The organism is Bradyrhizobium sp. BRP19 (assembly GCF_020194195.1).
GTDB classification, from domain to species: Bacteria; Pseudomonadota; Alphaproteobacteria; order Rhizobiales; family Xanthobacteraceae; genus Bradyrhizobium; species Bradyrhizobium yuanmingense.
Window position 1 is genome coordinate 627,857 of the sequence record NZ_JADYVZ010000002.1, and the last position, 14,172, is coordinate 642,028.

The window sequence follows — 14,172 nt, forward strand, 5'->3', positions numbered from 1 at the left end:
AAGCATGGCACGCGAGGGGCTCGCAGCGCCGCACTATGCCGAGAGGAGTGGCAGCCTGCCGATCCTGCCCGCTCCGGATTCCTCATCCCGTTTTGAGCAACCACCGGATCGGCAATGCGATCACGAAGAGCGTGGCGACACCTGCAGCCCACAGCGCAACGAACCACAGCAACTGCCGCCGGGCGCGAGACACACGCAGCATCAGTGATATCCCTCGCCGTGCCGCACCTTGCCGCGGAAGATCCAATAGACGTAGCCGGTATAGACAAGGATCACCGGTACCAGCACCGCCGCGCCAACGAGCAGGAATAACTGGCTGCTGGGATGCGTGGCTGCCTGCCAGATCGTAATCGAGGGCGGCACGATCATCGGCCACATGCTGATGCCGAGCCCGACGTAGGACAGCACGAAAAAACCAAGTGCGCACAGGAACGGCACCCCATCCTCGCCCTTTGCGAGCGCGCGGTGAAAGCGCCATGCCAGCAGGGCCAAGAGAACTGGCACAGGCGCTGCGTAAAGCATGTTCGGCAGCGTCAGCCATCGCTCCCGGAACGCAGGGCTTTGGATGACCATCATCAGTGATATGAGGGCGATGAAGCCGAGTGTCGCAAATCCGAGAACGCGTGCGTAGTTGCGGCAGCGTGCCTGAAGCGCGCCGTCGGTCTTCCAGATCAGCCAGCATGCGCCGAGCAGGCCGTAGCCGACGACAAGAGCAATACCGGTCAAAACCGAGAAAGGCGTCAGCCAGTCCCACCACCCGCCGGCGTAAGCACGCCCCTCCACGCGGATGCCCTGCACGATGGCACCAAGGCAAACGCCCTGGAGCAATGCGGCCGCAAAGCTGCCCCACGAGAAGGCGCGGTCCCACCATATTTCACCAGCCGACGTCCGCGCTCGAAACCGCATTTCGAAGGCTACTCCGCGGAACACCAGCGCCAGCAGCATCAGAATGAGCGGCATATAAAGCGCAGGAAAAATCGTCGCGTAGGCCAGTGGAAACACGGCGAACAATCCGCCGCCACCGAGGACGAGCCAGGTTTCGTTGCCGTCCCAGACCGGTGCCACCGAGTTGACCATGACATCGCGATCGGGCCTCGCCACCTCGGCCGGAAACAGGATGCCGACGCCGAGGTCGAAGCCGTCCATCACAACGTAGAGCAGCACGGCCGTGGCGATCAGGAGCGCCCAAATCAATGTGAGGTCGATGCTCATGGCCGAATCCCCGCTTGTCGCGGCTCTGCTCTGTGCGTGTCTGACCCTGCTATCAAGGCTGGCGCCGGCGTGATGCCGGCCGTGCGGACCGGCTGGCCTTGTGGCGGTCCGTGCTCGCCGGCTTCAGGGGTCTGGCGGAAGAGGTGAAACAGATAAGCAATCCCCGCGCCGAACACGACAAAGTACACGACAACGAATGCCGCCAGAGACGCGGCCACGGCCGGCGCTGCGATCGGCGCCACGCTATCGGCGGTCCTCAGCAGTCCATAAACCGTGAATGGCTGGCGTCCCGCTTCCGTCACTGTCCATCCAGCTGTCACAGCAATCAGCCCCGACGGCCCCATGGCCACGGCAAAGCGATGCAGCCATGGCGTGTCGTACAGGGCGTCTCGCCAACGCAGAACGAGCGAGGCCATGCCGAGCACGATCATCAGAATCCCCAAGCCGACCATGATGCGGAACGCCCAGAAGACGAGCGGAATGTTGGTCGGCCAGGTGTCTTTCGGGAAAGCCTTGAGCCCCTTGACCTCTCCATCAAGGCTATGCGTGAGATAGAGGCTCGCAAAGCCAGGAATGGCAATTTGGCCGCGCGTCACCCCGGCTTCGGCGTCCGGCATTCCGAACAGGATGGAAGGCGCGCGGCGCTCGGTCTCGAAGTGACCCTCCATGGCGGCGATCTTGGTGGGCTGGTGGTGATACGAATTCACCCCATGCAGATCGCCGATCAGAAGCTGTAGCGGGGCCACGATCGCGGCCATCCACATCGCCATTGAGAACATGATGCGAGCGCGTTCGTTCATCCTGTTCCGCAGCAGGTGCCAGGCGCCCACGGCTCCCACGATCATCGCCGTGGTCAGGTAAGCCGCGGTGACCGTATGGGCGAACCGATAGGGGAACGACGGATTGAAGATGATCGCCGGCCAGCTCTCGGGGATGAATTGGCCGTCCGCTCCCATCGCATGTCCAGCCGGCGTCTGCATCCAGGAATTTGCGGCTAGAATCCAGAAGGCCGAAAGCAAGGTGCCGCAAGCGACGAAACAGGTCGCGACGAAATGCAGGCGCGGGCCAACGCGTCCCAGGCCGAAGAGCATGACTCCAAGGAAGCCGGCCTCGAGAAAGAATGCCGTCAGCACCTCGTAGCCGAGGAGCGGCCCGAGCACCGGGGATGTCTTGTCGGCAAACACCGACCAGTTCGTGCCGAACTGGTATGACATGACCAAGCCCGACACCACGCCCATGGCGAAAGCGACAGCGAAAATCTTAAGCCAATAGCGGTAGGTGTCGAGATAGGCACTGCGGCCTGTCCACAGCCACAGCCCTTCGAGCACCGCAAGATAGCTCGCCAGCCCGATCGTGAAGGCCGGAAACAGGAAGTGCCAGACCACCGTGAAGGCAAACTGGAAGCGCGCAAGATCCAACGCGCTGGGCAGCAAATCGGACATAGCTCCGCCCCCATCATCAAGTGCGCCCCGCAGCTAACGCTTTCAACCTACGCTTGTTCCAACTGCCTCGAACATCCGATGTCGAGGGTTTTAAGCATTCTGCGGGCACTGTCCTTGAAGGCTATCCTCGGCACATTACCATCTCAATATGCCGGAATGTCCTACCCCACGCACGGCCTGCAACGGACGAGTTGCGGTTGACGCGCTGCCGTTGGGCAAGCCTCACAAGAGGCCATTGTCCTTGAGCAGTTGAACTTCATCACCCGTAATCCAGCCAAAAACCTTCAGCAGCCCATCATTCTGCTCAAGCAGATAGGCATTGGTAAAAGGCACGTCGATACGCCTGCCATCTTTCTCGAATTCGCTGCTCCAGCCCACGTGGACAAGGCAATGTGTTTCATCGATCGAATGCATCTCGATCTCGGAGACGGTGACAGCCTTGTTTCCGATCTGACGGTAGCGCTCGTATCCTTTTGAAATCCGCTCGACAAAAGCGTGATCGTTATCCCCTGCCATGACACCCTTTGGTCCTGCAGCGATATATTGGGTGGAAAAAAGCGAACGAAAAAACTCCTCATCAAGAGTACCGTCCAAGCCATCTCTGAACGCTCGGGCATATCGTTCAAAGAACTGTTCCACTTCGCTTGTCGAGATGGTCATCGCAACTCCTCCTTCGACTTCGAGAAAATGTTGCCAGATCCGCCGCAAGCTGACGGTGCGCTACCTATCGATCTTGGCAAAGATGGACCCTGTGCCAGCGACGCGAGTCTTGCCGGCGCTCGCAAGCACCAGCTTGAAAACGAAGAAGCCCGCATCTCTGCGGGCGTTCCAGGGTTTCACCTTTCTGGTTCCGGGCCGTGCCAACCAACCAGATCACTCCCACTCGATCGTCCCCGGCGGCTTGCTGGTCACATCATACACCACGCGGTTCACGCCCTTCACCTCGTTGATGATGCGCGTCGCGGTCTCCCCTAAGAACTTCATGTCGAACTGGTAGAAGTCCGCGGTCATTCCGTCGGTCGAGGTCACCGCGCGCAGGCCAACGACGTAATCGTAAGTGCGGCCGTCGCCCATGACGCCGACGGTCTTTACCGGGAGCAGCACCGCAAAAGCCTGCCAGATCTCGTCGTAGAGGCCGTGCTTCCTGATCTGGTCGATGTAGACGGCGTCCGCCTTGCGCAGGATGTCGAGCTTGTCCCTGGTGATCTCGCCGGGGCAGCGGATGGCAAGGCCCGGACCCGGGAACGGGTGGCGGCCGACGAAGATTTCGGGGAGGCCGAGCTCGCGCCCGAGCTTGCGCACCTCGTCCTTGAACAGCTCGCGCAGGGGCTCGACGAGCATCATGTTCATGCGTTCGGGCAGGCCGCCAACATTGTGGTGCGACTTGATGGTGACGGAAGGTCCGCCGGTGAAGGAGACGCTCTCGATCACATCAGGATAGAGCGTGCCTTGCGCCAGGAAATCGGCGCCGCCGATCTTCTTGGCCTCAGCCTCGAACACCTCGATGAAGAGGCGGCCGATGGTCTTGCGCTTGGCTTCGGGGTCGGTGACGCCCTCTAACTCGCCGAGGAATTGCTTGGAGGCGTCCACGTGCACGAGCGGGATGTTGTAATGGTGGCGGAAGAGGTCGACGACCTGCTCGGCCTCGTTGAGGCGCATCAAGCCGTGATCGACGAACACACACGTCAGCTGGTCGCCAATGGCCTCGTGGATCAGCACGGCCGCAACGGCCGAATCGACGCCGCCGGAGAGGCCGCAGATCACCCTGCCCTTGCCGACCTGCTGGCGGATCTTTGCAATCTCCTCCTCGCGGAAGGCGCGCATGGTCCAGTCGCCGGTGAGGCCGGCGATCTTGCGCACGAAATTGCGGATGAGCTTGGCGCCGTCGGGCGTGTGCACCACCTCGGGGTGGAACATCAGGCCGTAATATTTGCGCTTCTCATCCTGGATGATTGCGAAGGGCGCGTTCGGCGAGGTGCCGGCGACGGAGAAGCCTGGCGGCATCCTGGTGATGCGGTCGCCATGGCTCATCCAGACCTGGTTCTTGCTGCCTGACGACCAGACATCGGCGAACAGCTGGCTCTCGGCCTTCACCTCGACATCGGCGCGGCCGAATTCGCGGTGATGGCCGCCCTCGACCTCGCCCCCTAACTGGGCCGCCATGGTCATCTGGCCGTAGCAGATGCCCATCACCGGCACGCCGGAATCGAAGATGAGTTGCGGGGCGCGGGGCGAGCCGGCCTCGTGCACCGATTCCGGGCCGCCGGACAGGATCACCGCTTTCGGCTTCATCTCCTCGAAGGCGGCTTCCGCCTTGTTGAACGGGACGATCTCGCAATAGACGCCGTCCTCGCGCACGCGACGCGCGATCAGCTGCGTCACCTGGCTGCCGAAGTCGACGATGAGAATCTTGTCGTGCGCCGAGGCCACCGAGGGCGTCGACGAGGAGCGGTCGTTCTGTGCTGCTGTCATGGCCAGCCAATACGCTGGCCGAGCGCGGGCCGCAACCGCGGTGGTGGCGCGCCCACATGCTTCTTTGGGCATGGACACGAGGCGCTTAGGTAAGTAATATTTACCTAATTTGTTCGTCAACGCAAACGTCGTCGCAACGCTAACGAGCGCTCCAAGAAAAAGCGGCCACATCGGGGCGACGATCAACGCCTCGCGCCCGCAATGACGGAGGCAACAGCGTGCGCTAACAAAAGCGGCGCCGGCTCCGAGACAGGATCGCCCCATGAAACTCCCCACCTCCCCCTTCACCGTCACCGACTGGAGCAAGGTTGAGCCGACCACGCATCCCGGCGAGAGCGGCGAGGCCACATGGCGCACGCTCAACATCGGCGAACTCCGCGTGCGGATGGTGGAGTACTCGCCGGGCTATCTCGCCGATCACTGGTGCGATCGCGGCCACGTGCTCTATGTGCTGAAGGGCGAGCTCGACTCTGAGTTGCGCGACGGGCGCAAATTCAAGCTCACGGCGGGGATGAGCTACCAGGTATCGGACTTCGGCGACGCCGCGCACCGGTCCTCGACGACGACGGGGGCGACGCTCTTCATCGTCGACTGAAGCGCGCCGACGGTTAATTTGCACCGCGAAATAGCAAAGTGGCGGGACGTTTCGGGCCACGGGTGGTGCCTTGAAGTGGCCCCAAATTCTCGCTATATTGTGATCATCGATACTTGGCCGAACGACTGGGCCGCTTCGCTTCGTTGCTGACGGGCGCGCACGCTTCAGATGAATTCTCCAAACATCGACTCATCAGGGACTATGGGCGCAATGCTGCGTACCGGTCTGCGTGCGTACCTCTCTAACTAAACAAGGAAATTCCCATGGCTATGGGCACCGTGAAGTGGTTCAACACCCAAAAGGGTTATGGTTTCATCCAGCCGGATGACGGCCAGAAGGACGTGTTCGTTCACATCAGCGCCGTCGAGCGCGCTGGCCTCTCCTCCCTCAACGAGGGTCAGAAGGTCTCGTTCGACATCGTCGCCGACCGCCGCAGCGGCAAGTCGTCGGCTGACAATCTCCGCGTCGGTTAACGCCCTCGCACCGTTCTGACCGCGGACGTACCGGCAGAACGTTGGAACTCGAAAGCCCCGCGACCGGGATCGGTCTGCGGGGCTTTTGTTTTTGATGTCATTCCGGGGCGCCCGCAGGGCGAACCCGGAATCCATCGGGCGGCAGTCTCTGCAGGCGGATGGATTCCGGGTTCTCGCTTCGCGAGCCCCGGAATGACGGCCGAGAGATCAGCCCGTCTTTTTCAGCACCGACACGAAAAACCCATCCGTCCCGGTCCGGCGCGGCGTCATCAGCCAGCCCTCGGCTGACTGCAGCGCAGCCTCGCCAAAGGCTTCCGCCTTGTCCCAGAGCACGCTTGCGGTCTGCTCGGGCGGGACAACCGAGAACTCGCCATGTCGGCCGACGAACGCCCTCACCTGCTCGCCGTTCTCCTCCGCCAGCACCGAGCAGGTGATGTAGGCGATGCGGCCGCCCGGCTTGACCAGCGGAACCGCGCGCTCCAGCACCTCGGCCTGGTCACGCAGGCGGATCTCCAGCGCACCGGGGCGCATCCGCCATTTGGCATCGGGGTTGCGGCGCCAGGTGCCGGTTCCGGTGCAGGGCGCGTCGATCACGACGAGGTCGGCGGTGCTGCGGATGTCGGCAAGCGAATCGGCCTCGCCCTTGGGCGTGCGGATTTCGGCGTTGTGGACGCCGGCGCGCGACAGCCGCTCATGGATCGGCGCGAGCTGGCGCTTGTCGCGGTCGGTCGCGATCAGCCGGCCCTTGCCCTGCATCAGGGCGGCCAGCACCAGCGTCTTGCCGCCGGCGCCGGCGCAGAGATCGATCACCTGCTCGCCGGGTTTTGCCGCTGTAAACTGGGCCGCAAGCTGCGATCCCTCATCCTGCACTTCAATCGCGCCCTTGATGAAATCCTCTTCCGCCTGGATGCCGGGGTTGCGCGCATCGGCCGAAAGCTCGATGCGCAGGCCGGTTGCGGACCAGGGCGTCGGTTTTGCATGAAGATGAGAAAGCGCCTTCAGCGCCTTGTCGCGGTTGGATTTTAGCGTGTTGACGCGCAGGTCCAGCGGCGCCCGGCTCGCCATCGCGGCCGCCTCCACGGCGCGATCCTCGCCGAACACCTTGGCAAGGTGCGGGTCGAGCCATTCCGGGTAGTCGCCGGCGACGGCGGCAGGTGCGTCCTGGAGGGAGCGCGAGGCGAGCGCAGCCTGCTCGGCCTCGGTCAGCGGCGCCGGCGCAAAGCGGCTGCCGTCGAACAAGGCGCCCATGGTCGCCGTGTCCATGTTGCGCTCGAGGCGGAGCATGCCGATCAGCCGGGCCCGTGCGGTATCGGAATCCATCAGCCAGGCGCTCGAGGCGTAGCGGCGCAGCACATCCCAGACGAGGCCGGCGATGGCCGCGCGGTCGCCGGAACCGGCGAAGCGGTGCGCGGTGCCCCACTCCTTCAGCGCCTTCGCCGCGGGCACGCGGTCCCTCTCGATGGTGTCGATCAGTTCGATGGCTGCGGACAGCCGGGCAGCGGGGGTCATTTGGGTTCTTTCAAGTGGTGCGCAGCGCCTAGATCAGCAGCAAAAGCTTCAGCGCGAAGTAAATCCACATCGCGAGCAGCACCAGCACGCCGGCGAGCCAGACCGTGGAGCGGCGGCCGAGATCGTTGGAGGAAACGAACACGCCGGCATGGGCAAAGCGCGTCACCACGAACACCCAGGACATCAGCACGATGAAGAGATCGGCGCGGCGCAAGGGCAATGCCAGCGCGATCAGTACGTAAAACAGCACCGGCAGCTCGAACTGGTTGCGGTAGCAATTGGCGATTTGTGTGGCGCCCTTCGGCCAGTTTGGCTCGCCGAGCGCAATGTCGCGGATCTTGGTCTCGCCGGAGACCAGGGTCTTGCGGCGCGCCAGGACCATGCCGATCAGCAGCGCGAAGGTGAGAGCGACCTGCACGAAGACCGGCAGCAGGACCATTTGAACGGACATCGGAACTTTCCCGGGAGGCGAAATGCCGCCGACGTCATTAGCCGCGACTTTTGGCGCTGACAATGAACGACTTGAACCGGCATTCCCGCTTCCCCGACCAACCCCAGATTGTTGAAGCGATTTCGGCCCCTTGGGCCCCGAGGCGAGCCAGCCATGAATTCCTTGTCCAGCTTGTTCAGCGAAGCCGCCGCGGGCCAGCTCGGCCTCCTGATGTCGGCACTGTCGGGGACCGCGGCAGCGCTCGCGGTCGCGTTGGCCATGACGGTCTACTTCCGCCTGAGTTACAGGACCTGGCGCGACGTCATCAGGCATGGCCTGGCGACCTTGGCCGCGCTCGCGCTGTTCGCCTTTGCCGCCTACGACATGCGTCACGCGGCGCTCGCCTATCTCGGTCTCAACCCCTCCAAGCCCGCCGTCGAGTTCGAGATCCGCATGCCCCGGGAGATGCTGGCGGCGGTGGGCGACAGCCAGATCGAGCTGCACACCGACCGCAACCAGACATTGGCGCTGGTGGATGGCGTGCGTGACCTCTCGGACGGCCGGGCCGTGCTGCGCGGCGCAGTGGTGCTCAACCACCGCACGGCCGATCGCGTTCTGGTCGTGAACCTCTCAGGCAAGGGCGTCTTCGAGTTCCGCCTCCGTCTGCCGGCCGAGCCGCATCGCTCCGGCCAGTTCGGCCCCTGGCACCTCGCCGACCGCATTGCCGCCCCGCACGCCGGAGCCGTCGCCCCGCAGGACGGCTACACCATCCGCTACCGCGTGCTTTAAACTTTGTTCGCTGCGATCCATACCCGCGCCGTCATCGTTCCGACGCGCGGCGACGGGTAGGATGATCGCATGTCCGAATTTCGTCTCACGCAGATTTCCGACACCCATCTCGGCCGGCGCTTTCCCGGCCTGATCGCCAACTTCGCGGCGATCAGCGAGCACATCGACGCCGGTAGGCCCGATCTCGTCGTCAACACCGGCGATGTCTCGTTCGACGGGCCGACCAGCCGCGACGACGTCGAATTCGCAAAGAGCCTGCACGACGCGCTGCCGGTCACCTGCCGCTATCTCCCCGGCAATCACGATATCGGGGACAATCCGACCGCGATCGGGCCGGCGCCGAAGCCGCCGGTCAGCGAGACGCACCGCCAGCGGTTCTGCGACATCATCGGCGAAGATCATTGGGTGTTTGACGCCGCGGGCTGGCGCTTCATCGGCCTCAATTCGCTGGTGATGAATTCGGGCCTCGCCTTCGAGGCCGAGCAGCTCGACTGGCTGTCTCAGGAAATCTCGCGCGTGAACGGCAGGCCGGTCGCGCTGTTCCTGCACAAGCCGCTGTTCCTCAACCTGCCCGACGACGCCGAGACGCCGGAGACGTCGATCCGCTACGTGCCGCAGCCGGCGCGGGCGCGGCTGATCGAGATGTTCGGCAAGGTCGACCTGCGTCTCATCGCCAGCGGGCACGTGCACCAGCGCCGCGACTTCACCTTCCGCCACACCCGCCACGTCTGGGCGCCGTCAGCGGGCTTCGTCATCAACGATCAGCGCCAGGACCGGATCGCGATCAAGGAAGTCGGCCTGGTCGAATACCGCTTCCAGGCCGACAGTCTCGAGGTCCGCCACATCAGGGCGGCCGGCCAGGTCGATGTCGATATCGAGGAGCTGCTCATCCAGATGGGCGACGGGCACTGATAAAATCGGCTGCGTGCAGTAGGCGCGCTTGATGTCCGCCTGTCACTCAACACCTAGCGCAGAGCCGGACACGCGTGCTCCACATCCCGACCCCGTAAGCGAGGCCTGTCTCGTGGTTCTGGAGCTTCGGCTTGCGACCAACAGGAACATCGCTGGCTCCGCGCGCATTGAAGGACGATCAGACTACGTCGATGGAGGCCCCATGACCAGGACAACGCTGAATGAAGCGAGGCTGACCAATTTGGCCACGGCTTGCGCGGCCTTGGCACTCGTCCTCACGATGGTTCCGGCAACGGCGCAGGAGGCTGGGCGCTCGAGAGTCGGCACACTCACGTGCAACATATCGCCCGGAGTCGGCATGATTGTTGCGGGACAACGGCAGCTGAGCTGCATCTATGCATCGGCACGAGGCAGGGCGCGCGAGGCTTACGAAGGCACCGTCAGCACGCTTGGTCTGGACATAGGAGCCACGTCCGGCGGTCAGCTCGTTTGGACCGTGTTTGCGCCAACGACAGTTCGCCGGGCAGCCTTGGCCGGAACTTATGCGGGCGCGACCGCCGGCGGCACTGTCGGCGCCGGAGTTGGTGCCAACCTCCTGGTGGGCGGCTCGGATCGTACGATTGCCTTGCAGCCGGTGTCCGTCCAGGCGCAGACAGGTGTGAACGTCGCAGCAGGCATATCAAGAATGGAATTGCGGCCGGTTGCTGCGCCTGCACGCGGCAAGGCCCAGTGACGGCCGTCGCTGCCGATCTCAGGAGTTCGTCATTGAGTTGACGACCTCCACGATGGCGGCGGGGTCTGCGTACGTGACCATATGCCCGGCATTTGGAACAAGGTGAAGATCGGACCGAGGCAGTGCTTGATGTAAATCCTGCGCTTGTCTGAATTCGATCACTTGGTCCTCTGTTCCGTGGAATATCTGCACTCGCTCGCCGATGGCTGGATAATAAGCTTGGAATTGTGTTGCAGTTGGAATGAGGAGTGCACTTTCCTCCGCAGCCGCCCTCAACTGTGTGGGTCTGAGCACCAAAGACGCTGGAAATTCATTCCTGAACGTCTGCGGGACAGAACGGGGCGCAAAGATCTTGCGAAGAGCTCCTGGCAGGACGGCCCACGAAACGATCGGCGCGACAGTGTAACTGACCAGGTCGCCCAGGACCGGTATGGCTGGACCTGACATCAGCCACACGTCCAATCGGCCGGTCGGGAAATAGTACCCTGACGCAAGCACAAGACCCTGGGTCGGATAATCCTTTCGCACGGCGAGAGCGATAGCGACCAAGGCGCCCCAAGAATGGCCGAGCACAACCGGATTGCGGATTCCAAGTTGATTGAGCGCCTTCGCCAGCAGAGCGGCTTGAGCTGCCGCGGTCCATATTCGGAGCCGCGGCCGCTGACTATAGCCAAAGCCTGGGCGATCGAAGCACACCACGCGATTGGTGCGGGCAAGAAGATCGACCAGACCGCTGATCGTGAAGTCCTGGATCATGGATCCGTTGCCATGGAGCAGCACGACGCAAGGAGCGGCCGGATCCCCTCGATCGACATAGTGGAGCACTACGCCGTCGCATTCGAGGAACTTGCCGATTGGTGGATTCCTCCACTCGGCCAGTTTGGAGAAGCCGATGTTACCGACGACGAGAAGCGCCAATAACAAGGCAGCGATGAGCAACACGGTTTCAGCGGTGGTCATTACTGACCCTTGATGATCGAGGGTATGAACATGAGACCCGCGGTGCCAAGCAAGTGAACCAATCCATGGAGTAATTGGAAGTTGAAGCGCTCGTTCCTGCGCGCGATCGCGGAGGATTGATTAAAAATCACGTGCCCCGGAACGGTCCAGAAATGCCCACGTTGGCCGCTAAGGATCGCACCTGTGACGGAGAGGATCCGACGTCACCAACAATAACCAAGGAGCAACAGATGGCTAATCCACGCCAGGAGGAAAAGTCTACGCAAAGCCCTGAGGACACAATGCGCCGCGCCGCCGAAAGGACCGCTGAGCAAACCAGACGGATCGGCTTAGCTACCGCTGAGGCCAGCGAGGAGGTGGCCCAAGCCAGCAGTCACCTGCTGCAACAGAATGCCGAGATGTTGCAAAACAGTTGGCGCTTCGGCGTCGACATGGCCACTGTAATGTTGGGCCGGTCTGCTGATCAGCTTGGTCGCACGTTCGGTGTGACGGGCAATGAAACGGAGCAGGCAACAGAACGATCGGTCCGCAACGCTGAAGCAATCATGTACTCTACAACCGCGGTCGTCAAAGGAATGAACGGCGTCTCACGCGAGTACTTCGATTTCGTTCGACAGCAGATCGAGAGGACCATGGACCGTATGAATGAACTCTGGCGCTGCCGAACTCCGCAGGATTTGGCGGCTGTGCAGACCGATCTGATGCGCGATTCGATCAGAAGCGCCCTCGATACCAGCCGCCGGATGGCGGACATGTCTTTGAAGGTGGCTGACGATGCAGGAAACCATATTACTCAGAGTATCGAACGCATGCGGCACGCCGCCTAAAGCGCGACGCGATTAAGATGAATCGTCATCGCGCTTTGGGTTACTGTTTGAGCATGAGCTTTTCGGAAAACCGCCACCCACTTTTCCGAATCATGCTGTAGCGCACTGTCACAGCCATGGCGCACATGTGCGGCTGAACCTCAGCCGCTCTTGTGTTGCGGCCTCGCGAAAGACTCAAGCCACGCTTTTGAGATCCTGCTGGATCGCGGCGAGCAGCGATTGCAGCGCAGCGCTGTTCACCGGCTTGGCCTCGGTGCCGGCTGGCTGAGCAGCGGGGCGCTGCGCAGCTTTCACGGGACGCTTCGGGAATGGCGGAGGCGCAGGCATTGCGGCCGGGGCGAATTCGCCCTCGTCCTCGGCGTGAACGAACTTGCCATGGATGACGTCGTCGCGACGGCCCATGATGAACATGGTCGCCCAATAGCCGACGGCCAGGAGGATGACGCAGAAAATACCAATCTCTAACATCGCAGCACCTAAAATATGCGCGATGATTCAATGCCTTCGTCCGGCCGTCAATGAACAGGCGGTCACACCCGCGGCTTTTGCGGGCAGGTGTGACCATTTGGTGACTCTTTCTTAACTATCCCCACGCGGCGTGTGGCCGCGGGGCCACGTGAGTCCCATTCCCTGTCGCCTAAAGCGCGATCAATGCGCTCGCGCTTTAGGTTGTTGTTTGGGCATGATCTTTCCGGAAAACCGCTTCGCACTTTTCCGGATCATGCCTAGGCCTTGTCCGGCCCGACCCGGACCAACTGTTTGCCGAAATTGGCGCCCTTCAGCAGGCCCATGAAGGCGCCGGGGGCGCTTTCCAGGCCCTCGGTGACGAACTCCTTGTACTTGACCTTGCCGTCGCGAACCCAAGCGGACATGTCGCGCAGGAAGTCGCCGTGGCGGGCGGCAAAGTCTGAGACGATGAAGCCGCGGAAGGTCAGCCGCTTGGTCAGCGTGGCGCGCATCAGGCTGGCGGCCCATTTCGGCGGCTTGGCCTCGGTGTCGTTGTAATGGGCGATCAGGCCGCACACCGGCACGCGCGCAAACGGGTTGAGCAGCGGGAACACCGCCTCGAACACCGCACCGCCGACATTCTCGAAATAGACGTCGATGCCCTTTGGGCAGGCTTCCTTCAGCTTGGCGGCGAGATCGGGATCGCGGTGATCGATGCAGGCATCGAAACCGAGCTCCTTCACGACGTAGTCGCACTTGTCCTTGCCGCCGGCGATGCCGACCGCGCGTGCGCCCTTGATCTTCGCGATCTGCCCCACCGCCGAACCGACCGCGCCGGACGCACCGGCAACGACGACAGTCTCGCCCGGTTGCGGCTTGCCGATGTCGAGCAGGCCGGTATAGGCGGTCATGCCGGGCATGCCGAGCACGCCGATCGAGGTCGAGATCGGCCCGAGCTTGGGGTCCACCTTAATCAGGCCCTTGCCGTTCGAGATCGCATGGGTCTGCCAGCCCGAGCGGATGCGCACGATATCACCGACCGCGAAATCGGGATTGTTGGAGGCCGCGACCTCGCTGACCGCCTCGCCTTCCATCACGCCGCCGACCGGCACCGGAGCTGCGTAGGACGGCCCTTCGCTCATGCGCCCGCGCATATAGGGATCGAGCGACAGCCAGATCGTGCGCAGCAGGACTTCGCCCTGCCCTGGCGTCGGAACGGCGAATTCCTCCAGGCGAAAATCAGACGGCTTGGGTTCGCCGACGGGACGCGCGGCGAGAACGATGCGTTTGGCTTGGGCCATGGCTTCCTCCTTTTGTCTTTCGATACGGACGGAAGCGGAGGCAGCGAGGCGCGTCAACACAAAAGCGGTG

The 14,172-nt window shown here is 62.7% G+C and carries 15 protein-coding genes; 6 read left to right on the forward strand and 9 right to left on the reverse strand.

What is annotated here, in order from left to right; all coding sequences use genetic code 11:
- Positions 1-201: 201 nt before the first annotated feature.
- From cydB to guaA, 4 genes are all read right to left on the reverse strand, one after another.
- Entirely contained in the window at positions 202-1,212 is a 1,011-nt protein-coding gene (cydB, locus tag I6F36_RS08835) for a cytochrome d ubiquinol oxidase subunit II (protein WP_225141559.1), read from the reverse strand.
- Entirely contained in the window at positions 1,209-2,654 is a 1,446-nt protein-coding gene (locus tag I6F36_RS08840; protein ID WP_225171290.1) for a cytochrome ubiquinol oxidase subunit I, read from the reverse strand. Before I6F36_RS08840 ends, cydB begins: the two co-directional genes overlap by 4 nt.
- A 222-nt stretch (positions 2,655-2,876) precedes the next feature.
- Positions 2,877-3,314 carry a nuclear transport factor 2 family protein gene (locus I6F36_RS08845; RefSeq protein WP_225171291.1) on the reverse strand — a complete coding sequence of 146 codons (438 nt, stop codon included), beginning with the start codon at positions 3,312-3,314 and terminating at the stop codon, positions 2,877-2,879.
- A gap of 213 nt (positions 3,315-3,527) precedes the next feature.
- Positions 3,528-5,126 (reverse strand): glutamine-hydrolyzing GMP synthase, encoded by a 1,599-nt coding sequence (gene guaA, locus I6F36_RS08850; RefSeq protein WP_225146622.1) that lies wholly within the window; start codon positions 5,124-5,126, stop codon positions 3,528-3,530.
- Positions 5,127-5,388: 262 nt separating this feature from the next.
- Here guaA and I6F36_RS08855 point away from each other — a divergent pair, with 262 nt between their 5' ends.
- Both I6F36_RS08855 and I6F36_RS08860 read left to right on the forward strand, forming a co-directional pair.
- Positions 5,389-5,721 carry a DHCW motif cupin fold protein gene (locus I6F36_RS08855; RefSeq protein WP_036000985.1) on the forward strand — a complete coding sequence of 111 codons (333 nt, stop codon included), beginning with the start codon at positions 5,389-5,391 and terminating at the stop codon, positions 5,719-5,721.
- A 263-nt stretch (positions 5,722-5,984) separates the two neighbouring features.
- Complete coding sequence (locus I6F36_RS08860) at positions 5,985-6,194, forward strand: cold-shock protein (protein WP_008141931.1); 210 nt, start codon at positions 5,985-5,987, stop codon at positions 6,192-6,194.
- A 207-nt stretch (positions 6,195-6,401) separates the two neighbouring features.
- Here I6F36_RS08860 and I6F36_RS08865 read toward each other — a convergent pair whose 3' ends face one another.
- Both I6F36_RS08865 and I6F36_RS08870 read right to left on the reverse strand, forming a co-directional pair.
- Positions 6,402-7,703, reverse strand: a complete 1,302-nt coding sequence (locus tag I6F36_RS08865) for an RsmB/NOP family class I SAM-dependent RNA methyltransferase (protein WP_225171292.1) — start codon at positions 7,701-7,703, stop codon at positions 6,402-6,404.
- A 28-nt stretch (positions 7,704-7,731) separates the two neighbouring features.
- Positions 7,732-8,154: an MAPEG family protein gene (locus I6F36_RS08870; RefSeq protein WP_036000992.1), complete on the reverse strand. Its 423-nt coding sequence runs from the start codon at positions 8,152-8,154 to the stop codon at positions 7,732-7,734.
- Positions 8,155-8,307: 153 nt separating this feature from the next.
- Here I6F36_RS08870 and I6F36_RS08875 point away from each other — a divergent pair, with 153 nt between their 5' ends.
- From I6F36_RS08875 to I6F36_RS08885, 3 genes are all read left to right on the forward strand, one after another.
- The gene (locus I6F36_RS08875) at positions 8,308-8,922 is read left to right on the forward strand and encodes an acriflavin resistance protein (protein ID WP_225171293.1); all 615 of its coding nucleotides are present in this window, start codon (positions 8,308-8,310) and stop codon (positions 8,920-8,922) included.
- A gap of 69 nt (positions 8,923-8,991) precedes the next feature.
- On the forward strand, positions 8,992-9,834 hold the full coding sequence (locus I6F36_RS08880) for a metallophosphoesterase (RefSeq protein ID WP_225171294.1): 843 nt from the start codon (positions 8,992-8,994) through the stop codon (positions 9,832-9,834).
- Between the two features lie 202 nt (positions 9,835-10,036).
- Positions 10,037-10,567: a DUF992 domain-containing protein gene (locus tag I6F36_RS08885; RefSeq protein WP_050995857.1), complete on the forward strand. Its 531-nt coding sequence runs from the start codon at positions 10,037-10,039 to the stop codon at positions 10,565-10,567.
- Positions 10,568-10,585: 18 nt separating this feature from the next.
- Here I6F36_RS08885 and I6F36_RS08890 read toward each other — a convergent pair whose 3' ends face one another.
- On the reverse strand, positions 10,586-11,527 hold the full coding sequence (locus I6F36_RS08890; RefSeq protein WP_036022562.1) for an alpha/beta fold hydrolase: 942 nt from the start codon (positions 11,525-11,527) through the stop codon (positions 10,586-10,588).
- 230 nt (positions 11,528-11,757) lie between these two features.
- Here I6F36_RS08890 and I6F36_RS08895 point away from each other — a divergent pair, with 230 nt between their 5' ends.
- Positions 11,758-12,354, forward strand: a complete 597-nt coding sequence (locus tag I6F36_RS08895) for a phasin family protein (protein WP_036001015.1) — start codon at positions 11,758-11,760, stop codon at positions 12,352-12,354.
- Between the two features lie 174 nt (positions 12,355-12,528).
- Here the strand turns inward: I6F36_RS08895 and I6F36_RS08900 are convergent, their stop codons facing one another.
- Both I6F36_RS08900 and I6F36_RS08905 read right to left on the reverse strand, forming a co-directional pair.
- A complete protein-coding gene (locus I6F36_RS08900; protein WP_057028917.1) occupies positions 12,529-12,822 on the reverse strand; it encodes a hypothetical protein in 294 nt (97 codons plus the stop codon).
- Positions 12,823-13,079: 257 nt separating this feature from the next.
- Positions 13,080-14,102 carry an NADP-dependent oxidoreductase gene (locus tag I6F36_RS08905; protein ID WP_036001009.1) on the reverse strand — a complete coding sequence of 341 codons (1,023 nt, stop codon included), beginning with the start codon at positions 14,100-14,102 and terminating at the stop codon, positions 13,080-13,082.
- Between the last annotated feature and the right edge of the window lie 70 nt (positions 14,103-14,172).